The sequence below is a fragment of the Achromobacter sp. DMS1 genome (assembly GCF_001270295.1).
The window spans coordinates 1-22,907 of sequence record NZ_LHSJ01000051.1 but is presented as its reverse complement, the minus strand read 5'-3'; the positions used below and the strand labels follow the sequence as shown (position 1 = coordinate 22,907).

Annotated in this window: 18 protein-coding genes and 3 pseudogenes; 10 read left to right on the top strand and 11 right to left on the bottom strand. The window is 68.1% G+C overall.

Going from position 1 to position 22,907, the window contains the following annotated elements; translation table 11 throughout:
- On the top strand, positions 1-693 hold a 693-nt coding region (locus tag AD428_RS08305), incomplete at its 5' end, for a DMT family transporter (RefSeq protein WP_053244833.1).
- 37 nt (positions 694-730) lie between these two features.
- Positions 731-1,744, top strand: a complete 1,014-nt coding sequence (gene ltaE, locus AD428_RS08300) for a low-specificity L-threonine aldolase (RefSeq protein ID WP_053244832.1) — start codon at positions 731-733, stop codon at positions 1,742-1,744.
- A gap of 7 nt (positions 1,745-1,751) precedes the next feature.
- On the opposite strand, the gene AD428_RS08295 is transcribed toward ltaE, so the two are convergent.
- From AD428_RS08295 to AD428_RS08270, 6 genes and pseudogenes are all read right to left on the bottom strand, one after another.
- Positions 1,752-3,077 (bottom strand): aspartate aminotransferase family protein, encoded by a 1,326-nt coding sequence (locus AD428_RS08295; protein ID WP_053244831.1) that lies wholly within the window; start codon positions 3,075-3,077, stop codon positions 1,752-1,754.
- A gap of 148 nt (positions 3,078-3,225) precedes the next feature.
- Positions 3,226-4,107 (bottom strand): GntR family transcriptional regulator, encoded by an 882-nt coding sequence (locus AD428_RS08290; RefSeq protein ID WP_053244830.1) that lies wholly within the window; start codon positions 4,105-4,107, stop codon positions 3,226-3,228.
- A 320-nt stretch (positions 4,108-4,427) separates the two neighbouring features.
- A pseudogene (gene acs / locus AD428_RS08285) lies at positions 4,428-6,406 on the bottom strand (acetate--CoA ligase).
- Between the two features lie 211 nt (positions 6,407-6,617).
- Positions 6,618-7,845 (bottom strand): annotated as a pseudogene (locus tag AD428_RS08280) (MFS transporter).
- Between the two features lie 137 nt (positions 7,846-7,982).
- Positions 7,983-8,390, bottom strand: coding sequence for a heme-binding protein (locus tag AD428_RS08275; RefSeq protein WP_053244829.1), 408 nt, complete (start codon positions 8,388-8,390; stop codon positions 7,983-7,985).
- The gene (locus AD428_RS08270; protein ID WP_053244828.1) at positions 8,387-10,276 is read right to left on the bottom strand and encodes a propionate--CoA ligase; all 1,890 of its coding nucleotides are present in this window, start codon (positions 10,274-10,276) and stop codon (positions 8,387-8,389) included. Before AD428_RS08270 ends, AD428_RS08275 begins: the two co-directional genes overlap by 4 nt.
- Before the next feature lie 290 nt (positions 10,277-10,566).
- Here AD428_RS08270 and AD428_RS08265 point away from each other — a divergent pair, with 290 nt between their 5' ends.
- Positions 10,567-11,229 (top strand): C40 family peptidase, encoded by a 663-nt coding sequence (locus AD428_RS08265; protein ID WP_053244827.1) that lies wholly within the window; start codon positions 10,567-10,569, stop codon positions 11,227-11,229.
- Between the two features lie 170 nt (positions 11,230-11,399).
- Here the strand turns inward: AD428_RS08265 and AD428_RS08260 are convergent, their stop codons facing one another.
- From AD428_RS08260 to AD428_RS08245, 4 genes are all read right to left on the bottom strand, one after another.
- Complete coding sequence (locus tag AD428_RS08260) at positions 11,400-11,711, bottom strand: DUF2325 domain-containing protein (protein ID WP_053244835.1); 312 nt, start codon at positions 11,709-11,711, stop codon at positions 11,400-11,402.
- Between the two features lie 196 nt (positions 11,712-11,907).
- On the bottom strand, positions 11,908-12,852 hold the full coding sequence (locus AD428_RS08255; protein WP_053244826.1) for a CysB family HTH-type transcriptional regulator: 945 nt from the start codon (positions 12,850-12,852) through the stop codon (positions 11,908-11,910).
- 96 nt (positions 12,853-12,948) lie between these two features.
- Positions 12,949-14,442, bottom strand: coding sequence for a CoA-acylating methylmalonate-semialdehyde dehydrogenase (locus AD428_RS08250; RefSeq protein WP_053244825.1), 1,494 nt, complete (start codon positions 14,440-14,442; stop codon positions 12,949-12,951).
- A gap of 93 nt (positions 14,443-14,535) precedes the next feature.
- Complete coding sequence (locus tag AD428_RS08245; protein ID WP_053244824.1) at positions 14,536-15,753, bottom strand: ABC transporter substrate-binding protein; 1,218 nt, start codon at positions 15,751-15,753, stop codon at positions 14,536-14,538.
- Positions 15,754-15,923: 170 nt separating this feature from the next.
- Here AD428_RS08245 and AD428_RS08240 point away from each other — a divergent pair, with 170 nt between their 5' ends.
- On the top strand, positions 15,924-16,844 hold the full coding sequence (locus AD428_RS08240) for a LysR family transcriptional regulator (RefSeq protein ID WP_053244834.1): 921 nt from the start codon (positions 15,924-15,926) through the stop codon (positions 16,842-16,844).
- Positions 16,845-16,947: 103 nt separating this feature from the next.
- Here AD428_RS08240 and lptF read toward each other — a convergent pair whose 3' ends face one another.
- Entirely contained in the window at positions 16,948-18,054 is a 1,107-nt protein-coding gene (lptF, locus tag AD428_RS08235; RefSeq protein WP_053244823.1) for an LPS export ABC transporter permease LptF, read from the bottom strand.
- 65 nt (positions 18,055-18,119) lie between these two features.
- Here lptF and AD428_RS08230 point away from each other — a divergent pair, with 65 nt between their 5' ends.
- The 6 genes and pseudogenes from AD428_RS08230 to AD428_RS08205 form a co-directional block, all read left to right on the top strand.
- Complete coding sequence (locus AD428_RS08230) at positions 18,120-19,625, top strand: leucyl aminopeptidase (protein ID WP_053244822.1); 1,506 nt, start codon at positions 18,120-18,122, stop codon at positions 19,623-19,625.
- A gap of 22 nt (positions 19,626-19,647) precedes the next feature.
- Positions 19,648-20,109, top strand: coding sequence for a DNA polymerase III subunit chi (locus tag AD428_RS08225; protein WP_053244821.1), 462 nt, complete (start codon positions 19,648-19,650; stop codon positions 20,107-20,109).
- 36 nt (positions 20,110-20,145) lie between these two features.
- Positions 20,146-20,460 (top strand): hypothetical protein, encoded by a 315-nt coding sequence (locus AD428_RS08220; RefSeq protein WP_053244820.1) that lies wholly within the window; start codon positions 20,146-20,148, stop codon positions 20,458-20,460.
- A 152-nt stretch (positions 20,461-20,612) separates the two neighbouring features.
- Positions 20,613-21,323: a Bax inhibitor-1/YccA family protein gene (locus AD428_RS08215; protein ID WP_053244819.1), complete on the top strand. Its 711-nt coding sequence runs from the start codon at positions 20,613-20,615 to the stop codon at positions 21,321-21,323.
- A gap of 148 nt (positions 21,324-21,471) precedes the next feature.
- A complete protein-coding gene (locus tag AD428_RS08210; protein WP_053244818.1) occupies positions 21,472-22,380 on the top strand; it encodes an aldo/keto reductase in 909 nt (302 codons plus the stop codon).
- 12 nt (positions 22,381-22,392) lie between these two features.
- Positions 22,393-22,907, top strand: a pseudogene (locus AD428_RS08205) (MFS transporter); the annotation flags it as partial.

The following is a 22,907-nucleotide window of genomic DNA, read 5'->3' as shown; positions in this document are numbered from 1 at the left end:
CCGCCCTTCGGGCTGACGCTGCTCATCGGCCTGACGCAGACGGCCGGTTTCCAGGGTTTCGTCCAGAGCGCCCTGGTGTCGGGCGGCGTCGGCAAGGTTTCGCTGATGGCCTACACCATGCCTTTCTGGGTGGTGCTGCTGGCCTGGGGGCTGCTGGGCGAGAAGCCCGGCACGCGCCATGCCGCGGGCATCGCGCTGGCGGCGGCGGGCCTGATCTGCTTCATCGAGCCCTGGGGCGGCATGGGCGATGTCAAGCCCGTGCTGCTGGGCCTGGGCAGCGGCTTCTGCTGGGGCGTGGGCACGGTGCTCTCCAAGCGTATGTTCGACCGCCACGCGCCCGACATCATGACGTTCACGGCCTGGCAGATGCTGTTCGGCGGGCTGGTCATGGTGCCGGTGGCCTACCTGGTGCCGCAGGAGCCCGCGCATTGGGGCTGGCCGCTGGCGGCGGGCATGACCTACATCATTCTCATCGCCACCGCGGCGGGCTGGCTGCTCTGGCTCGAAGTGGTGCGGCGCGTGCCGGCCTCGATCGCCGGCCTGTCCAGCCTGGGCGTGCCGGTTACCGCCATGCTGCTGGCCTGGGCCATTCTTTCCGAAAGGCCCACCCTGGTCGAGCTGGCCGGCATGGGCCTCATCCTGGCGGGCATCTGGGTCGTCAGCCGCGCGGGGCCGGCCCGACGCGCCGCCTGAACCTGCTTTTTCCTCCCCGGTCTTACAAGGAAATTCCATGATCGACCTGCGCAGCGACACCGTAACGCGCCCCACCGCGGCCATGCGCGAGGCCATGGCCACGGCGCCCGTGGGCGACGACGTGATGGGCGACGACCCCAGCGTCGCCGAGCTGCAGCGCGCGGTGGCCGAACGCGCCGGCAAGCAGGCCGGCCTGTTCTTTCCGTCCGGCACGCAGAGCAACCTTGCCGCCCTGATGGCGCATTGCGCGCGGGGCGACGAATACCTCGTCGGCCAGCTCGCCCACACCTACAAATACGAGGGCGGCGGCGCGGCGGTGCTGGGCAGCATCCAGCCGCAGCCCATCGAGCACGCGGCCGACGGCACGCTGCCGCTGGACAGGCTGGCCGCCGCGCTCAAGCCCCGCAACGATCCCCATTACGCGCGCACGAAGCTGCTGGCCCTGGAAAACACGTTCCACGGCAAAGTCATCCCGCAGGACTACGTGAGGGCGGCCACGGGCTGGGCGCGCGCGGAAGGCCTGTCCACCCATCTGGACGGCGCGCGCGTATTCAATGCCGCCGTGGCCAGCGGCCTGCCGCTGGCCGAGCTGTGCGAGCCTTTCGACACGGTTTCCATCTGCTTTTCCAAGGGGCTGGGCGCGCCCGTGGGCTCGGTGCTGGTGGGCAGCGAAGAACTCATCGGGCGCGCGCATCGCTGGCGCAAGATGCTGGGCGGCGGCATGCGCCAGTCGGGCGTGCTGGCCGCGGCCTGCCTGCATGCGCTCGCGCACCATGTGGACCGCCTGGCGCAGGATCACGAAAACGCGCGCGCGCTGGCCGAGGGGCTGCGCGGCATCGAGGGCGTGCGGGTGCATGCGCAGGACACGAACATGGTGTTTGCCGAATTCGACCGCGCGCGCAGCGCGGGCCTGGAAGACGCGCTGCGGCGGCAGGGCATACTGGTGCGCGCCGTCTACGGCGGGCCGACGCGGCTGGTGACCCACCTGGACGTCTCCGCCGAGGACGTCCGGCGTGTGGCGCAGGCAGTGGCCGGCCACCTGGCGCAGTAGCCGCGCCTCAGGGCTGGGCGCGCAGCACGTCGGCCAGCACGCCGAACAGCTCGTCGATCTGCGCCTTCTCGATGACGAGGGGCGGCGACAGCAACATGGTGTCGCCGGCCGAGCGGATCAGGCAGCCGCGCTCCAGGCAGGCGCGGTGCGCGGCGTAGGCGCGCTGTCCGGGCTTGCCGTCCTGCGGCGCCAGCTCGATGGCCGCCAGCAGGCCGATGTTGCGGATGTCCACCACGTGCGGCAGGCCCTTCAGGCTGTGGGCCGCGTCTTCCCAATAGGGCCACAGCGCGCGGGCGCGGCCGAACAGGCCCTCGCGGCGGAAGATGTCCAGCGTCGCCAGGCCCGCCGCGCACGCCACCGGATGACCCGAATAGGTATAGCCGTGCGACAGTTCGATGGCGCTTTCGGGCCCCTGCATGAAGGCTTCGTAGACAGGCTTGCGCACCAGGGTCGCGCCCATGGGGATGGCGCCGTTGGTTAGCCCCTTGGCGCTGGTGATGATGTCCGGCGTGACGCCGAAATACGAAGAGGCGAAGGCGCCGTCGATGCGGCCGAATGCGCAGATGACTTCGTCGAAGATGAGCAGGATGCCGTAGGCATCGCAGATCTGCCGCAGTTTCCGCAGATAGCCCTCGGGCGGCACCAGCAGCCCGGTGGATCCGGCCACAGGCTCCACGATGACGGCGGCGATGGTGGAGGCGTCGTGCAGCGCCACGATGCGTTCCAGCGCATCGGCCAGGTGGGCGCCCCAGCCGGGCTGGCCGCGGGAATAGGCCATCTGGTCGCGGTCGTAGGTGTGCGGCAGGTGGTCCACGTAGGGAAGCAGGTTGCCGAACGGTTTGCGGTGGCCGCCGATGCCGGAAACCGACAGGCCGCCGAAGCCCACGCCGTGGTATGAGCGCTCGCGCCCGATGAGGCGCACGCGCTGGCCTTCGCCGCGCGCGCGATGGTAGCCCAGCGCGATTTTCAGCGCCGTGTCCACGGCTTCCGATCCCGAATTCGAGAAGAACACCTGGGTGAAGCCCTCCGGGGCTTCGTCGCACAGCGCCTGGGCGAGTTCGAAGGCCAGCGGGTGGCTCATCTGGAACGAGGGGGCGTAGTCCAGGTCGTGCGCGGTGCGTGAGATGGCATCGACGATTTCCGGACGCCGGTGTCCCGCGTTGACGCACCACAGGCCCGCAATGCCGTCGAGCACGCGTGAGCCGTCGGGCCGGATGTAATGCATGCCTTCGGCGGCGCTGAACAGCACCGGCGCCCGCTTATAACGGCGGTTGGCGGTAAAGGGCATCCAGTAGGCGTCGGGATGGATTTCGGAAACGGCGGTAGAGGGCATGGGTAACCTGCGGAAAGGCCAAGAGGTTCTTCATTTTGTATTAAACGAATTATAAATACAATATGGAAAACCCAGGGCGTGCCGCGAACCCGCGTGCGCACGCGGCCGCCGGCGGCGGAGGCGCGGAGGCGCGGGGGAAGCAGGGGGCTCAGGATGCCTGCAGCGAGGTCTTCAGGTGGCGGCGCATGAGCTGAGAGGCCCATTCCAGGTCGCCGGCCTCGACCGCCTCGATGATCTGCAGGTGCTCGCGGCTGGAGCTGACGAAGCGGGCGTCGCGGTAAAAGGCGGCGTGCTCTTCCAGGCGCCGCAGCTGATTCTGCTGCTGCACGGCCTGCAGGATGTAGCGGTTGCCCGAGAAGCGCGCCAGCATCTCGTGGAACGAGGCGTTCAGCGCGAAGAATTCGGTGGCGGATATCTCGGCGTCGGGCCGCGCGATCAGGGCTTCGTGGGCCGCGCGCATGCGCGCCAGGGCGTCGCGGTCGGCATGGAAGCCCGGCTCCAGCAGCCCGGCGCATTCCACCGTCATGCGGAAGCGGTAGCTTTCGGCCAGCGCCTCGGGGCTTTCCAGCGAAGGCGCGAACTGCCAGCCGTGGCCCTTGCGCTTTTCGATCAGCCCGTCGGCCGAGAGCCGCAGCAGCGTCTTGTTCAGCACGCTGCGCGGCGCGTCGTAGCGCTGGATCAGTTCGCGCTCGGTAAAAGTTTCCGGCAGGCTGCGGCTGGCGCGGTCGTCGATGAGGCGGCGGTACAGCTCTTCCTGCGTAGGGCCGGCGCCCTCGATGGCGGGCGGCTGACCGGCGACGTGCTCGGCCACCGTGTAGCCGCTGTTGGGGCGATGGCGGATGAGGCCCTGGCCCGCGAGCAGCCGCAGCGCGCCACGCACCGGCGTGCGAGACACGCCGTACGAGGCCGCCAGCGTTTCTTCCGAAAGATGCTCGCCGGGCCGATGGCGCCCGCCCACGATGTCGCGCGCGATCTGGCGGGCCAGGTCGACTTGCAGGGGCGTGGGGCGGAAAGCGGCGGCTGGGGGCATGGGTCGGGCGCGCGGTGTCTTGCGGAAAGGGGCAATGGTAACGGAGGGCGGGCGCGGCGCACGCCGCCCAGGGGAAACCCTGATATTGAACTTTTATCTATGTTAGTACAAAATTTCGCCATCTTGTTCGGAGCAATCGCGTGACCCTGCCTACCCCCTTTCCCCTGGTCGACGTCCAGGGCAGTCCCTACGAACGCGGCCGCCAGCATGGCGCCGCCGTGCCGGAGCGCGTCGCGCGCAGCGTGGCCTTGTACCGCGGGCAGCTCGAGCNCGGGCCGGCGCGGGCGGCCGCGTCCGTGTCGCGGACACGGCGCGGGAGCTCACAGCGACTTGGAAAGCTGGTCGAGAATGGCCGGGTTCTCCAGCGTGGACACGTCCTGGGTGATCTCCTCGCCCTTGGCCACCACGCGCAGCAGCCGGCGCATGATCTTGCCCGACCGCGTCTTGGGCAGGTTGTCGCCGAACCGGATGTCCTTGGGCTTGGCGATCGGCCCGATTTCGCGGGCCACCCAGTCGCGCAACTGCTTGGCCACGGCCTGGGCCTGCTCGCCCTCGGGGCGCGCGCCCTTGAGCACCACGAAGGCCACCACGGCCTCGCCGGTGGTGTCGTCGGGACGCCCCACCACGGCCGCCTCGGCCACCAGCTCGTGCGCCACCAGCGCCGACTCGACTTCCATGGTGCCCAGGCGGTGGCCGGACACATTCAGCACGTCGTCGATGCGGCCCATGATCCAGAAATAGCCGTCGGCGTCGCGCTGCGCGCCGTCGCCCGCCAGGTAATAGCCGCGCAGCTCCGGCGGGAAATAACTCTTCTTGAAACGCTCCGGATCGCCCCAGATGTTGCGGATCATGGCGGGCCACGGGCGCTTGATGACCAGGAAGCCGCCGTTGCCCTGTTCCACGTCGGCCCCGGTTTCGTCCACGATGGCCGCGGCGATGCCCGGCAGCGGCAGCGTGCAGGAACCCGGCTTGGTGGGCGTGGCGCCCGGCAGCGGCGTGATCATGTGGCCGCCGGTCTCGGTCTGCCACCACGTGTCCACGATGGGGCAGCGCTCGCGGCCCACGTTCTTGTGGTACCACATCCAGGCCTCGGGGTTGATGGGCTCGCCCACCGTGCCTAGGATGCGCAGGCTGTCCAGGTCGTAGTTGCGCGGATGCGCTCGGGCGTGGCCTCGGACGCCTTGATGAGCGAACGGATGGCGGTGGGCGCGGTGTAGAAGGTGGTGACCTTGTGGCGCGCGATCATGTCCCAGAAGCGGCCGGCGTTCGGGTAGGTGGGCACGCCCTCGAACACGATCTGCGTCAGGCCGGCGGCCAGCGGACCATAGGTGATGTAGGTATGGCCCGTGACCCAGCCCACGTCGGCCGTGCACCAGTACACGTCCTCGGGGCGCGCGTCGAAGGTCCATTTGACCGTCAGCAGCGCCCACAGCAGGTAGCCGGCCGACGCGTGCTGCACGCCCTTGGGCCGGCCGGTGGAACCGGAGGTGTAGAGGATGAAGAGCGGGTGCTCGGCGTTGACGGGCACCGGCTCGCAGGTGTCGGGCTGGCCGGCTTCCACGTCGTGCATCCAGAGGTCGCGGCCCTCGACCCACTGCACCTTGCCGCCCGTGCGGCGGTACACGATGACCTTGGACACGGCCTCGCAGCCGCCCATGGCGATGGCTTCCTCCACCGCGGGCTTGAGCGGGATGACCTTGCCGCCGCGGACCTGCTCGTCGGCCGTGATGATGAGCGAGGCGCCCACGTCGACCACGCGCTCCTGCAGGCTCTTGGCCGAAAAGCCGCCGAACACCACCGAATGCGTCACGCCCAGCCGGGCGCAGGCCTGCATGGCGACCACGGCCTCGATGGACATGGGCATGTAGATGATGGCGCGATCGCCCTTCTTGTAGCCGAGCTTGGCGATGCCGTTGGCGAAGCGGCACACGCGGGCCAGCAGCTCGCGGTAGGTGACGCGCTCGACCTTGCCGTCGTCGGCCTCGAAGATGATGGCGGTCTTGTCGGCGTTGCCGTTTTTCAGGTGCACGTCCAGGCAATTGGCCGAGACGTTGAGCTCGCCATCGCCGAACCAGCGGTAGAAGGGCGCGTCGGATTCGTCGAGCACCTGCGTGAAGGGCTTGGTCCATTGCAGGTTGTCACGGGCCAGGCCCGCCCAGAATCCCTCGAAATCCTGTTCGACCTGCGCACACAGCGCGCGGTAGGCATCCATGCCGGAAATCGCCGCGCCTTCGACCGCGCGGGCGGGCGGCGGGAAAACGCGGGTTTCCACCAGGACGGATTCAATGGCCTTGGACATGATGTTGTCTCCAATCGGTTGATTTTGTGTATGCAGCTATTTTTCCAATGGCAACCGTATCGCCACGCTCTTACGGGCACCTTACGCAAAAATGCGAGCGGCAGACACAAGCAGAACGGCGCAAGCGCGAAACGTGTCGCGCGGCGGCTGGCGGGCCGCCGCGCTGGCATGCCATAAGGATAGCAGCCGCCGGCCCGGCAGGCGGGCCGGATCAGGCGTGCGTATCGCGGCGCGCCAGGCCGGCCTTCATGTCCACGCGCGCCAGCAGCGCCAGGCCGCCCACGAAAAACAGGCCCGTCACCAGAATGGCGAGCCGGTGGTTGCCCTCGGTGGCCCAGGTCACCAGGCCGTAGGTAATGGGGCCGACCACCGCCGCCAGTTGCACGGCGAAGGTCCACAGCGAAAAGAATTCCGCCAGCCGGCGCGGCGGGGCCAGCGCCCCCGCCATGGCCCGCCCCGCGCTCTGCGTCGTGCCCATGCACAGGCCGGCCAGCGTGGCGGCGATCCAGAAAACCGGAGCGGTGGTCGCCGCGTAGGCCACCAGCACCATGGCGATCCAGCCCGACAGCGTGATGGCCAGCGCGCGCCGGTGGCCGATGCGGTCCTGCACGTAGCCGAAGCAGAATGCGCCCGTCGCGGCCGCGATGTTCACCGTGAACACCAGCAGCATGATGCGGGGCGTGGTGAACCCCATGACCTCGGACGCGTACACCGCTGCCAGCGTGATGACCACGGAAATGCCGGCCTGGTAGCAGGCGATGCACATCAGCAGGCGGCGGAACTCCGGGAAATGCGTACCCGTTTCGCGCCAGGCGTAGGCCAGCCGCCGCAGCAGGTCCATGGCCTGGGGCTGGGGACGCGGAACGGCCCGCTCGCGCAGCAGCAGGAACGAGGGCAGCGCCGCCGCCGCGAACACCGCGCAGGTCACGACGACGATCCAGGGCACGAACTGCTGGGCCGCCAGGCCGCGGCTTTCGGCGCGCGTGGCCACTACCAGCGACAGGCCCAGCGTGAGCATGCCGCCGCAGTAGCCGAAGCTCCAGCCCCAGCCCGACACCCGGCCCAGGGCCTGCGGCCGGGCCAGTTCCGGCAGGAAGGCCGCCACCACGGATTCGCCCACGCAATAGCAGTAGTTGGAAACGGCCACCGCCGCCAGCGCCAGCCAGACGTCGCCCGGCCCGGCCTGGGTCAGGACCAGGGTGGCGGCCACGCAGCCCGCGGTACTGGTGAAGAGCAGCCGCCGCTTGCCGGCGCGGGGCGTCGGCGCGCGCGCCCAGCGCGGGCATGGTCAGCATGATGGCCAGGTAGGACAGCGACAGGGCCGCCGTCCAGGCCAGCGTGGCCCAGGGCGCGCTGCCCCCCACCACGCCGACGAAGTAGGTGCTGAACACCGCCGTGAGAATGACGGTGGTATAGCCCGAATTGGCGAAGTCGTACATGGCCCAGGCCCAGACTTCGCGCTTGGCGACGCCGGGGTTGAGCGGGCTGTCGTCTTCCCCGCGCCCCGGGGCGTCCGGCGCGCCGGAAGGCCCGCCCGCGGGCGTGTCCTCCGGCGCGCCGTTGCGCGGCGCTGCGCTCACAGGCCCAGCGCTGCGATGCCGGCCCGCGCGATTTCGGCGTCTTCGGACGACTTCACGCCCGAAACGCCCACCGCGCCCACGACCTGCCCGTCGGCCACCACCGGCACGCCGCCTTCCAGCATGCCTTCCAGGGTCGGCGCCGACAGGAAGGAATAGCGGCCGTTGTTGATTATTTCCTCGTACGCGCGCGATTCGCGGCGCCCGAGGGCCGCGGTGCGGGCCTTGGCGGGAGCGATGTGCGAGGAAACGGGCGCGGCCTCGTCCAGGCGCAGCATGCCCAGCAGATGGCCGCCGTCGTCCACGACGGCGATCGCGACGGCCCACTTGTTCTTGGTGGCGTGGGCCTCGGCCGCGGCCAGGATCTTCTTCACATCGTCGGCGCTCAGCACCGGTTTGGTCTTCATTGCAGCGATTCCTTGATTTGTTCCAGGGCGGTTGGGTCTTCGATGGTGGTCAGGTCGCCCGGATCGCGCCCTTCGCAGACCGCGACGATGGCCCGTCGCAGCACCTTGCCGGAGCGCGTCTTGGGCAAGGCGCCCACGAAGCGGATCCGCGCGGGGCGCGCCACGGCGCCGAGCTGTTCTTCCACCAGCCGCATGATATCGCCTTCGAGGGCGCGCGCGCCCTCCTCGGTGTCCGCCCCCGCGGGATTTTTCAGCACCGCGAACGCCATGGCGACCTGCCCCTTGAGCGGATCGGCCACGCCCACCACGGCGCATTCGGCCACGCCGCCGTGGCTGTTGACGGACTCCTCGATCTCGCGGGTGCCCAGGCGATGCCCTGCCACGTTGATGACGTCGTCGGTGCGCCCCAGGATGAACCAATACCCGTCCTGGTCCACCAGCCCCCAGTCGAAGGTGGAATACACCTGGCGTCCGGGGATGGACGTGAAATAGGTCTGCACGAAGCGCTCATCGTCGCCCCAGATGGTGGACATGGCGCCCGGCGGCAGCGGCGGCTCGATCGCCACCACGCCCTTGGTGTCCGGACCCAGGTCCTGGCCGGTGGTTTCGCTGACGATGCGCACGTCGAAGCCATACACCGGAAACGAGGGGCTGCCGAAGCGCGTGGGCGCTTTCTCCACGCCGGGCTGCGCCGAGAGTATCGGCCAGCCGGACTCCGTCTGCCAGTAGTTGTCGATGATGGGCTTGCCCAGCCCCTGCGAAATCCACTGGGCCGTGGGCTCGTCCAGCGGCTCGCCGGCCAGGTAGACGGCGCGCAGCGTGGACAGGTCGTGCTTCTTCAACAGCGCCGGGTCCTGCCGCTTGAGCACGCGCACCGCCGTGGGCGCCGAGAACAGCGTATTGACGCCGTGCTCCTCGACCAGCCGCCACAGGATGGCGCCGTCGGGCCGCACCGGCGTGCCCTCGTAGAGCACGGTGGCCTGCCCGCCGATGAGCGGCCCATACACGATGTAGGAATGCCCCACCACCCAGCCGATGTCGCTGGTGCAGAAAAAGGTGTCGCCCGGCTTGCCGTCGAAAATGTATTCCATGGACGAGGCCAGCGCCACCGCGTAGCCGCCCGTGTCGCGCTGCACGCCCTTGGGTTTGCCGGTGGTGCCGGACGTGTAGAGGATGTAGCTGGGCTCGGAGGATTCCAGCCACTGCACCGGCACGCGGGCGCCCTGGTGGCGCGCGCGCAGCGTGGCGTAGTCCAGGTCGCGCCCGGCCACCGGCTCGAAGGGCGCCAGCCCGCGGTCGAATACCACCACCGAGGCGGGCGGCGCCTTGCACAGTTGCAGCGCCCGGTCCAACAGCGGCTTGTACGGAACCGCCTTGCCCGCGCGCGAGCCGCCGTCCGTACACACCACCACCTTGGGCGCGGCATCGTCGATGCGCTGCGCCAGGTTCACCGAGGCAAAGCCGCCGAACACCACCGAATGCACCGCGCCGATGCGCGCACACGCCAGCATGGTGAAAACGGCCTCGGGCACCATGGGCATATAGAGCAGCACACGGTCGCCGCGCGCCACGCCCAGCTCCTTGAGCATCGCGGCCGCCGCGTTCACTTCCTCGTAGACCTCCTGGCGCGTGTAGCTGCGCTCGCGCTCCACCTCGGTGGAGACCCAGATCAGGGCGGGCTGGTCGGCCTGGGTGGGCAGCCATCGGTCGACGGCGTTGTAGCAGAGATTGGTGCGCCCGCCCACGAACCACTTGGCGAACGGCGGGCGCGAGAAGTCGAGCACCGACTCGAACGGCGTCTCCCAGTGGATGCGGCTGGCCTCCTCGCGCCAGAAGGCGTCGCGGTCATGGACCGAGCGGTAATGGAAATCCCGGGTTTTTTGCATGCCTGTCTCCTGTTATCTTCCCTACGCCATATGGCTGATTGCGTGGTTTTGTAATTTTTTTCGGCCATTGTGGAAGGCGAACCTTGCATGAGTCTTGCCGTATATCAAGACATTCTGCCCGACCTGACGCCCCGCGGGCGAAGTGGCTGGTTACCATAGCGTACCGGTCATTAAAGTTTGGTAGAATCCCCGCGAAGTTGTACACATATCCGTTGGTCTTGTTGGAAGATCGGTCAAGAACGGGGGGTTTCCCTGCGTTTTCGATATTTCCGGCGAGTCATCCCAGGCGAATGCATCGACACTCCAAACGCGCGCTATCTGCATGTATCTTCGGCCAGGCAAGCCGCGGCGCGCGCTTGCTGGCGTTGATGGCGTGTTTGGGAGTCATGGCCGGTTGCGCAAGCACTCAGCAAAAGTCAACCGCCTATTCGTCCGATACCGACCCCTACGATTCCGAATGGATCGCCACCGCCGATGACCCCATCGGCATGCTGGTGGTGCAGAAATTCAAGCGCGACCGCCGCCAGGTGCAATCGGGCGTCGGCAGCGACAATCCCCTCGTAAGCGAAGCGCTCAACTACCTGGGCATCCGCTACCGCTTCGGCGGCAACAGCCCCGATACCGGCTTCGACTGCAGCGGCCTGGTGGCCTATTCCGCCGAGCGCTCGCTGGGCCTGAAACTGCCGCGCAGCGCCGCCGACATCGCCCAGCAGGGTATCTCGGTCCGCAAGAACGAGCTCAAGGCCGGCGACCTGGTCTTCTTCAACACCATGGGCCGCCGCTACTCGCACGTGGGCATCTACCTGGGCGACGATCGCTTCGTTCACTCTCCCAGCGCCGGCGGCGTGGTGCGGGTCGAGAACATGAACATGGCCTACTGGAGCAAACGCTACAACGGCGCGCGCCGCCTGGACAACAGCCTGCTGGCCTCCGCCCGCGCCGCCGCCAACTGACGCGCCGAGCCGCACACGCCTGCGCGCCGGCCGCGCTCCGGACCACGATAACCAAAAAGCCGCCAGACTGTTCCAGTCTGGCGGCTTTTCGATTCTCTCTTCGCGATCCGCGCAAACCGCGACCCGCGGGCCTTGCGGCCTCCCCAGTTTTCTTTGTGCCGGCGGCGCGCTCAGTGCATGGAGCACAGGCCGCATTGTTTCAGGGCCTGCTGCATGCTGCATACGGAACGGCGACACGCCACGACCCGGATGCCGCCGCGCTGCGCGGCGTTGCGGAAGGTCTTCATGACGTTGTGGCCGAGGAAATCGGTGAGGAGAATGACGAGCTGCGTGCCCGAGGGCAGTTGGAGCGTCTTTTTCTGGTGGGAGGGGTCGCGCCCGCTGATGTGGTGCGTGATGGAGATGTTGTGACCTTTGAGTAGGTCGGGAATGTTGCCGAGGCGATCCGCGCCGACGATCACTGCACTCAGTCCTGCCGTCATGATGAACCTCACTGGGTCGTTGAGTCTGGATGTAATGATAATGATTCCCATTTTTTAGTCAACTCAAATGAGAGACATTCTTATTTAATTGTTTTTATGAGCCCGCTCCACCGCATAGCCCCATGTCTTGCTGCAGAGCGAAAAAAAGGGGCGCTTGCGCGCCCCGCCAGGGAAATCGATGCCGCCGGGGCCTGTCCTATCTGGGCGTGCCCTGCACCGCCTCGGTGACGACCGCGCGGGTCAGCGAGGGGGCCAGCATCTCCAGGAAGGTATAGACGTAGTCGCGCAGAAATACGCCCGCCTTCACGCCCACCCGCGTGGTGTGGGTGCCGAACAGATGCCCCACGGGCAGCCCCACGAGGTTGGCGTCGCGGCGCGGATCGTAGGCCACGCCGGCGATGATGCCGATGCCCAGCCCCACGTCCACGTACGTCTTGATGACGTCGGCGTCGATGGCTTCCAGGACGATGTCGGGATGCACGCCCTGGTTGGCGAACACCTCGTCGATGGTCGTGCGGCCGGTAAAGGCGCGGTCGTAGGTCACGATGGGATATTCCGCCAGCTGTTCCAGGGAAATCTGGCGCGCGGCGCTGGATGTCAGCTCGGCCAGCGGATGGTCGGGGCGCACCACCACCGTGTGCTCCCAGGCATAGACGGGCAGCGTGGCCAGGCCCGGCGTGAGCGCCAGGGATTCCGTGGCCAGCGCCAGGTCCGCCTGCTCATGCAGCACCATTTCGGCGAGCTGGGCGGGACTGCCCTCCGCGAGCGACAGGTGCACCTTGGGAAACTGCTGGCGGAACGCCGGAATCACGCGCGGCAGCAGGTAGCGCGCCTGCGTGTGCGTGCAGGCGATGACCAGCCCGCCCTCGTCGCGCCGGGCGAATTCGTCGCTGACTTTCTTGAGATTGTCGACCTCGCGCATGATGCGGTCGATGACCTGGGACACCGCCAGTCCCGGCTTGGTCAGGCCCTTGATGCGCTTGCCGTGGCGCTCGAAGATCTTGATGCCGAGCTCGTCCTCGAACTCGATGATGGCCTTGGACACCCCGGGCTGGGAGGTATAGAGCATCCGGGCGGCTTCGGTAAGGTTGAAGTCGCGCCGGATGGTCTCTCGCACGAAGCGAAATTGCTGGAGGTTCATTGATTGGCCCCTGGTAACAAGGGGCCAATTATAAGTAATAAGAAAGCCTTTCAATATTACTTATTTGCATAAGCTTAATTGCAAGGCGTCCCTGTTTCAACGCATGGTGATGGTGGTGTTGACGCTCTTGCCGTGGGACGACCAGCGCGCCGTGACCGTCTTGGTCTGGGTCCAGAACTGCACCGCCTGCTTGCCGTTGGGCCCGAGGTCGCCCAGCTTGGAACCGCGCGAGCCCGTGAAGCTGAACCAGGCCACGGGCACCGGAATGGGAATGTTGATGCCCACCTGGCCCACGTCGATGTTGTTCTGGAAGTAACGCGCCGCGCCCCCGTCCTGCGTGAAGAGCGCCACCCCGTTGCCGTTGGGATTGCGGTTGATGAACGCCACCGCTTCCTCCAGCGTTTCCACGCCCACCACCGACAGCACCGGCCCGAAGATTTCCTCGGTGTAGATGGTCATGTTTTCCGTCACGCCGTCGAAAACCGTCGGCCCCACGAAATTGCCCTGCTCGAAGCCCGCCACCTTGATGTTGCGGCCGTCCAGCAGCAGCCGGGCGCCTTCGTCCACGCCCTTCTGGATCAGGCTCTCGACGCGCTTCTTCGCGTTGGGCGACACCAGCGGGCCCAGGTCGGCCTCGCGGTCGGTGCCGACATTGACCTTGAGCTTCCTGGCGCGCTCGACGAAATCGGGCAGCCAGTTGCGGGCCTCGCCCACCAGGACCGCCACCGAAGCCGCCATGCAGCGCTGGCCGGCGGCGCCGAAGGCGGCGCCCACAAGCTGGTTGAGCGCCACGTCCGGATCGGCGTCGGGCAGGATCACGCAGTGGTTCTTGGCGCCCATCATGGATTGGCAGCGCTTGCCGGCCGCCGACGCGCGGTGGTAGATCTCGGTGCCTACGCGCGTGGAGCCGATGAAGGACACCGCCTTGATGTCCGGATGCTCGCACAGGCCGTTGGCGATCTCGGGCCCGCCATGCACCACATTCAGCACGCCCGGCGGCAGGCCGGCTTCCAGCGCGAGCTGGGCGAGGAACAGCGACGATGAGGGATCCTGCTCCGAGGGCTTGAGCACGAAGGTGTTGCCGCAGGACACTGCGATGGGGAACATGAAGCACGGCAGCATCACGGGGAAATTGAAAGCCGTGATGCCGGCGCACACGCCCAGCGGCTGGATCAGGGTATAGACGTCGATGCCGGACGCCGCGTTCTCTGCGTACTCGCCCAGTTGCAGGTTGGCGATGGAGCACGCGTGCTCCACCACTTCCAGGCCCCGGCCCACCTCGCCTTCGGCGTCGGGCAGCGTCTTGCCGTGCTCGCGGGTGATCATCTCGGCCAGCTTGGCCGTGTTGGCGCGCAGCAGCTCCTGGAACTTGAGCATGACGCGCATGCGGGCGCCCTGCCCGGCGTTGCGCCAGGTCTTGTAGGCTTCCTTGGCGTTGGAAACGGCCAGGTCCAGCTCTTCGCGCGTCGCGAACGGAACCTTGGCCACGACTTCCTGCGTGGCGGGATTGATCACGTCGCGCCACTCGGTGGTTTTGGATTGGACCAGCTTGCCGCCGATCAATAGCGGAACGCGGGGGACTTCGCTCATTTGATGCTCCTCACACTGCCTGTGTCGATGCGGACGGATCCGCGTTCATGAATGCACGGAGCCGGCCGGCGCGGCCGGCTCCCGTTTCGGCTCCTACTTCTTGACCAGCGGGCACGTCGAATCCGCCAGCGGCTGGAAAGCCTCGGCGGCGGGAATCGTGGCCACCAGCTTGGAGTAATCCCAGCCGCCCTTGGATTCGCCGGGCTTTTTCACCTCATAGAGATACATATCGTGAATCACGCGGCCGTCGGGGCGGATGGACGCGTTGCGCATGATGGGGTCCTTGATGGGCAGCTCGCGCATCTTGTCGGCCACGGTCTTGCCGTCGGTGCTGCCGGTGGCGGCCACGGCACGCAGGTAGTGCAGCACGCTGGAATACACGCCCGCCTGCGTCATGGTGGGCTTCAGGCCGCGGAACGCCTTCTCGAAGCGGGACGACCACCGGCGCGTGGCGTCGTCATAGTCCCAGTAGAAACCGTCGACATACGACAGCCCCTGCGCGTTCTCCAGCCCCAGCGCCCGCAGGTCGGACAGGAAGATCAACAGCGACACCAGCCGCTGGCCGCCCGCCACGATGCCGAATTCGCGCGCCTGCTTGACCGCGTTGACCGTGTCCTGGCCGCCGTTGGCCAGCGCCACCACCTGCGCCTTGGAACTCTGCGCCTGCAGCAGATAGGAAGCGAAATCGGGAGCGTTCAGCGGATGCCGCACGCTGCCCGCCACCGTGCCGCCCAGCGCGCGCACGGCCTTGGCGGTATCGGCCTCCAGCGAATGGCCGAACGCATAGTCCACTGTGATGAAGAACCAGGACTTGCCGCCCGACCTCACCGTGGCCTTGGCGCCGCCCGCGGACTGCGAATACGTGTCGAACATCCAGTGGAAACCCACCGGCGAGCAATCCTTGTTGGTGAGCGCCGTGGTGGCCGGCCCGGAAAACATCACCACCTTGTTCTTCTCGCGCGCAATGCCCTGCACCGCTAGTGCCACCGCGGAATTGGTCAGGTCGGCGATGGCCGTCACGCCGTCGCGGTCGAACCATTCGCGCGCGCGGGCCGCGCCCACGTCGGCCTTGTTCTGGTTGTCCGCGGACACCAGCTCGATTTTCATGCCCTTGCACTCGGCCGCCAGGCAATCGTCGATGGCCAGCTGCGCCGCCGCCACCGAGCCCGCTCCCCCCATGGCGGCATACGTGCCCGACATGTCCGTCAAAATGCCGATCTTCACCGGAGGCTTGTCGGCGGCCTGCGCGGAAGCGCCCAGAACGGCGCCCAGACACAAGCCTGCGGCCAGCCCGCGTGCGTGCAGTTTCATGGATTTGTCTCCTGAGTGTTATGCGTTGTGGCGCCGTCTTTGCGGCCTACCGCTCTCCGGAATGCGCCCGGGAGCTGCCGGTCCAGTGTAGATGTGTGAAAATCAACAAGCAACACCAGAAATGCACATTCCTTGTGCATTCATGCACATACCGAAACCGCGGGGAAAACGTGCTCGATTGGGACAGCCTGAGGTATTTCCTGGAGGTGGCGCGCACCCAGCGCGCCAGCGCAGCCGCCCGCCGCCTGGGGGTGGAGCACACCACCGTGTCGCGGCGCATCCGCGCCCTGGAAGCCGAGCTGGACACCCTGCTTTTCGAGAAATCGCGCAGCGCCGGCTTCGTGCTCACCGACGACGGGCAGCGCCTCTTCGTGCACGCCGAGCAGATGGAAAGCGCGGTCCACACCGCGCGCGAAAACCTGTCCGGCATCGGCCAGGCCCTGTCCGGGCACCTGCGCATCGGCGCCACCGAAGGCTTCGGCAGCTATGTGCTGACGCCGCTGGCGGCCGACTTCCAGCGCCGCTATCCGCACATCACGCTGGACATCCTGCCCGTGCCGCGCTTTGTCAGCCTCTCCAAGCGCGAGGCCGACCTGGCCATCACCATCGAGCGGCCGCAGCGCGGGCCCTATGTGTGCAGCAAGCTCTGCGACTACACGCTGCGCCTGTACGGCACGCCCGGCTACCTGGCGCGCCACGAACCCATACGTTCGCGCGAGGACCTGTCCTCGCACACCTTCATCGGCTATGTGGACGAGCTGCTCTTCAGCGAGCGCCTGCGCTATCTCGAAGACCTGCTGCCCGCCAGCAAGGTGGTGCTGCGCAGCACCAGCGTGGTGGCGCAATACCACGCGGCCCTGCAGGGCCAATCGCTGGCCATCCTGCCGTGCTTCATCGCCGCGCAAGACCCGCGGCTGGCGCCCGTGCTGGAAAACGAGGTGGAGATCACCCGCTCGTTCTGGATGTACTGCCACGAAGACCTGCGCAAACTCAAGCGCGTGCATGCGCTGTGGGAATTCATCCGCAAATCGGTGCTGCGCAACAAAGACCTGCTTTCGGGCCGCAAGGGCAGGATGAAATACCTGCCGTAGGCCGCGCGGGAGCCGGCGCCTGACGGCCGGGCCGCGCCCCGCCGGGGCGGCCCGGCCGTGGGCCGCATGCCGCCGTTCATTGCGGGTTGCGCCTGGCGCGCACTCAGCCGTTCTGATTGCGCGGGGCTTTCACGCGCAGGCGGCGCATGAGCAGGAAGGCGGTGAGCGCCGCGACGATGCCGTGGATCAGCCAGACGCCCACGCCGAAGCTGAGCTTGCCGTTGGAAATCCAGGCGCGCGAGAGATTGATGAGATTCATGTAGAGCAGGCCCACCAGGCCGGCGATGAGCAGATCGCCCGAACGGCCCAGGCGCGGATTGACCGCCCCCAGCGGAATGGCGAGCAGCGCCAGGTTCAGGGCGGCCAGCGGCAGCGCCAGGCGCCACATTACCTGCGACCAGCTGCTGTTGGTGTTGTCGGCGATGAGCTGCCCCGTGGAGCGCGCCTTGGACGATCGCTCCGCCGCGGCGCGGGCTTCGGCCACGGGATCGCCGCCGGACTTGCTCTCCAGGCGGATGCCGTATTTCTCGAAATGCACCAGCCGGATCTCGGGCGTACCGGGCTTCAGGTCGTAGCGGTGCCCTTCGCCCAGCACCAGGAAGCGGTCGCCATTGGGCTTGGTTTCGGTGTGCGCGCTGGCCGCGGTCAGCACGCTCAGCCACTCGGGCCCGATCTCGCGCGCGAACACATTGCCCAGTTCGTCGGTGGGCCGCTCGGGATTCTCGGCGAAGAACACGCGCTTGCCGCCGCTGGATTCGGCGAACTGGCCCGCGGTAACCTTGGCCAGGTCTGAGCGCTGCTCGAAGCGTTCGCGGTATTCGCCGATCTGGCGGTAGGCCCAGGGCGAGGCGACCAAGGTCAGCGCCGACACCGCGAGCGCCACCGGCACCGCCACGCGCAGCACCGGGCGCAGCCAGTCCGCCAGCGACAACCCGCTGGCGAACCACACCACCATTTCGGACTCGCGGTAATTGCGCGTCACCGTGGTCAGCACCGCGATGAAGATCGACACGGCCAGAATGGTCGGCAGCGCGGTGATGGTGGACAGCGCGGCCAGCACCACGACGACGTCCGCCCCGATGTTGCCCCCCGCCGCTTCGCCGAGCAGGCGCACCAGCAGCACGCTGAGCCATACGACGATGAGGGTGGAGAAGACCACACCAGCGTGACTGGTGATCTCGCTGACGACAGAGCGCTTGAATAGAGACATGGGAGAATATGCGGGATAATGAGCCGACCGCCACGTTGAGAAACAGACGCACACGGGAAACCCTCATGGAATTTAGCACACAGACCACCGCTTCCCTGCACCAAATCAAAACCGCCGCGCTGGGCATCGGCATCTATGCGGACAGCGTGCTCTCGCCGGCCGCCGACCTGATCGACCGCGCCAGCAACGGCGCCGTGCGCGCCGTGGTCAAGGCCGAGTTCCGCGGGCGCGCCGGCGCCACGCTGGTGCTGCGCAACCTGCCGGGCGTGAGCGCCCAGCGCGTGGTGCTGGTCGGCCTGGGCAAGCAGGACGAGTATTCGGCCCGTGCGCACGCCTCGGCCGAACAGGCCTTCGCCTCCGCCTGCGTGGCCGCGCAGCTCGCCGAGGGCGTGTCCACGCTGGCCGCCAACCCCATCGAAGGCGTGCCGCTCGCGGCCCGCGCGCGCAGCGCCGCCGTCGCGGCCGGCGCCGCCTCCTACCATTACGACGAAACCTTCGGCAAGCCCGACCGCGACGCCCGCCCCAAGCTGAAGAAAATCGTGCAGATCGTCGAACGCGCCGAGGCCGCCCAGGCCCAGCGCGGCCTGCGCGAAGGCGCGGCCATCGCCAACGGCATGGCGCTCACCCGCACCCTGGGCAACCTGCCCGGCAACCTGTGCACGCCCACCTACCTGGGCGAAACCGCCAAGCGCCTGGCCCGCGAATTCAAGTCGATCAAGGTCGAGGTCATGGACCGCAAGAAGGTCGAGGCGCTGGGCATGGGCTCGTTCCTCTCGGTGGCCAAGGGCTCGGACGAAGCCCTGCGCTTCATCGTGCTGCGCCACGCCGGCGCTCCCGCCAAGAAGAGCGGCAAGGGCGCGCAGGGCCCGGTAGTGCTGGTCGGCAAGGGCATCACCTTCGATGCCGGCGGCATCTCGCTCAAGCCGGCCGCCACCATGGACGAAATGAAGTACGACATGTGCGGCGCCGCCAGCGTGCTGGGCGCCTTCCGCGCCCTGGCCGAGCTGAACCTGCCGCTGGACGTGGTGGGCCTCATCCCGGCCTGCGAGAACCTGCCCAGCGGCACGGCCAACAAGCCGGGCGACGTGGTCACCAGCATGTCGGGCCAGACCATCGAAATCCTCAACACCGACGCCGAAGGGCGCCTGGTGCTGTGCGACGCCCTTACCTACGCCGAGCGTTTCAAGCCCTCGGCCGTGATCGACATCGCCACGCTCACCGGCGCCTGCGTGGTGGCGCTGGGCCACGTCAACTCGGGCCTTTTCACCAAGGACGACGCGCTGGCCGAGGCCTTGCTGTCCGCGGGCCGGCAGTCGCTGGACCCCGCGTGGCGCATGCCGCTGGACGATGCCTACCAGGAGCAGCTCAAGTCCAACTTCGCCGACATGGCCAATATCGGCGGCCCCCCGGCCGGCGCGGTCACGGCGGCCTGCTTCCTGTCGCGCTTCGCCAAGGCGTACCGCTGGGCCCATCTGGACATCGCGGGCACCGCCTGGAAGGGCGGCAAGGACAAGGGCGCCACCGGCCGCCCCGTGCCGCTCCTGATGCAGTACCTGCTGGACCAGGTTTGAACCGCGAGGCCGGAGCCCGGGCATGACGCGCATCGATTTCGCCTTCGGCGCGCCCGAGCGCCTGCGCACGGCCTGCCAGGTGGCGCGCAAGCGCTATCTGGCGGGCCAGCGGCTGCTGGTGTATTGCAGCGACGGCTCCCGCCTGGCGGCCTTCGACCGCATGCTCTGGGCGTTTGACGACACCTCTTTCGTGCCGCACGTGCTGGCGAACGACCCGCTCGCGCCCGATACGCCGGTGGTCCTCACCGCCGCCGACCCGCAGCAGGCGGCCGCCAAGGCCGCGCCCGGCGATGCTCCCCGGCCCTGGCTGCTCAACCTGGACGACGGCTGCCCGCCCGGCTTCGACGCTTTCGAGCGCGTACTGGAAATCGTGTCCGACGACCACGACGACAGGCAGGCCGCGCGCCAGCGCTGGCGCGCCTACCAGGGCGCGGGGCACGTCCCGCGCAGCCACGACCTGGCCCGCCGCGCGTCCGCCCCCTGACACCCGCCGCGTCTTTTCCCGACCGTGAGGTCCACCATGCCCCTACACCGCGACGATGCCGGCATCCCCACGCTCACCGAGCGGGCCGAGCCGGCGCTTGCTCCCGCGGCCGGCGCCGCCGGCGATCCGTTCCCCGTGCTGACCGAACAGGTGTCCGCCGCCCCGCGGCCGGCGCCCGAACCCGTCGCCCCCCCGCCCGACGCCTCCGTGCTCGCGGCCCGCCTGCAGGCCGAGGTCGAAGCCCTGATGCAACAGGCGCTGGCCGACGCGGTCGAACAGATCCAGGCCCGCATGGACGCCGAACTGCCCGCCATCGTGGCGCGGGTCATGCAGGGCACCCGGCGGGGCTGAGGCCGTCCGCGCGCCCTCGCCACGTTTCGTCCCGCGCCTCGTCCCCGTCTCGTCCATTTGGCGCGGCACTGGATTATTAAGGGAACTGTAAGGTATCCTTGGCATCTAAGCTTATCGGGCAATACCCATCTTGCCGCACACAGGAGTCCTCCATGAACGAATATCGTCCGTCCCCTTTTAACCGTTCCGGCGCGCTCGCCGGCGCGCCGGGCGAGGTCGTGCGCAACAAGGTGCTGCGCAACACCTATTGGCTCTTGGCGCTGTCGCTGGTCCCCACCGTGCTCGGCGCGGCGGTCGGCCTGTACACCGGCATCAACCAGGCCATGGGCGCGAGCCCGGGGCTTTCGGCCATCGTGTTCCTGGTGGGCGCGTTCGGCCTGATGTTCGCCATCGAGAAAAACAAGAACAGCTCGCTGGGCGTGGCGCTGCTGCTGGCGTTCACCTTCTTCATGGGCGTCATGCTGTCGCGCCTGCTGGGCTTCGTGATGGGCATGGGCAACGGTTCGCAGCTCGTCATGACGGCCTTCGGCGGCACCGCCATCGTGTTCGGCACGATGGCCACACTGGCCACCACCATCAAGCGCGACCTGTCCAGCCTGCAGAAATTCCTGTTCATCGGCGCGGTGGTCATCCTGGTGGCCGCGCTGGCCAACATCTTCCTGCAGCTGCCGGCCCTGATGCTGACGATTTCCGTCCTGGCCATCGTCATCTTCTCGGCCTTCATGCTGGTGGACCTGCAGCGCGTGGTCAACGGCGGCGAAACCAACTACGTCTCGGCCACGCTGGCCATCTACCTGGACGTCTACAACGTTTTCTCCAACCTGCTGATGCTGCTGGGCATTTTCGGCGGCGACCGCGAATAAGCGGCACAGCCAGGCATGAGGGGCCCGCGACGATGCGGGCCCTTTTTCTTTCCGGCGCGGCGCCTGTAAAAAGGAGGCAACGCCAGCCGGATCCGCGGGCCGTGCGGCCGACGCCGGCGCGGCCGCTTCGTCGTCGGGAGTAACGCCCATGCCAGACCGCCGCCAGTTCCTGCAAGCCGCCGCCTGCGCCGCCCTGGCGGCGGCCAGCCCCCCTGTTCCCGCCGCCCCGGACGGCATGCTGCAGCGCAAGATCCCTTCAACCGGCGAGGCCCTGCCCGTGATCGGCCTGGGCACCGCCGACACCTTCGATGTCGCGCCGGACGACGCCGCGGCCATGGCGCCGCTGGCGCAGGTGCTGGACGCGCTGCTGCAGGCCGGCGGCACACTGATCGACACCGCGCCCAGCTACGGCCGCGCGGAAGCCGTGACCGGAACGCTGGTGGAGCGCGCCGGGGGGCGCCGACGCGTCTTCCTCGCCACCAAGATCGGCGCGAGAGGCCGGGACGCCGCCCTGGAGCAGGTCGCCGGATCGCGGCGCGCGCTGCGCGCCGACACGCTGGACCTGATCCAGATCCACAACCTCATCGACACCGCCAACCAGCTTGCCCTGCTGCGCGAGCTGAAGCGGCAGGGCGTCACGCGCTATATCGGAATCACGCACTATGCCGACCACGCGCATGACGAACTGACCGCCCTGGTGGAACGCGAAAAACCGGATTTCGTGCAGGTGAACCTGTCGGTCGGCGCGCGCAGCGCCGAGCGCAGGCTGCTGCCCGCCTGCCTGGCGCAAGGCGTGGCCGTGCTGATCAACCGCCCTTTCCAGGACGGCGCGCTGTTCCGCCAGGTGCGCGGCAAGCCGCTGCCCGGCTGGGCCGCGGAATTCGATTGCGCCTCCTGGGCGCAGCTCTTCCTGAAATTCATCGTGGCACACCCCGCCGTCACCTGCGCGATTCCCGCCACCTCCAAGCCCGCCAACATGGCGGACAATGCTCGCGCCGGCTTCGGGCCGCTGCCCGGCGCGGCCGGGCGCGAACGCATCGCGGCCCTGTTCGCCTGACGGCCCCGGCGCATGGACGAGCCTCCCGCCGCGCCCGAACCGTCGCGCGCCGAACGCCTGCTGGGACTGGGACGCGGGGAACTCGCGCCCGCCACCTGCGGCTTCGCGTTCTTTTTCTTCCTGTTCTGCGGCTACTTCATGTTGCGGCCGCTGCGCGAAACCCTGGGCATCCAGGCGGGCGTGGACCAGTTGCAGTGGCTCTTCACCGCCACCTTCGCCGCCACGCTCGCGGTGGTGCCGCTGTTCGGCTGGTTTTCGGCGCGGGCGCCCCGCGCGCGCCTGCTCACCTGGATCTACGGCATTTTCGCGCTGGCCATGGCGGCTTTCGGCGCCGCCCTGCACGCCCGGCCCGACAGCGTGTGGATCGCGCGGGTTTTCTATGTGTGGCTATCGGTGTTCAACCTGTTCGTCGTCTCGCTGGGATGGAGCCTCATGGCCGACGTGTTCCGCATGGAATCGGCCAAGCGGCTGTTCGCGCTCATCGCCGCGGGCGCCAGCGCCGGCGGCCTGTGCGGCCCCTTGCTGGG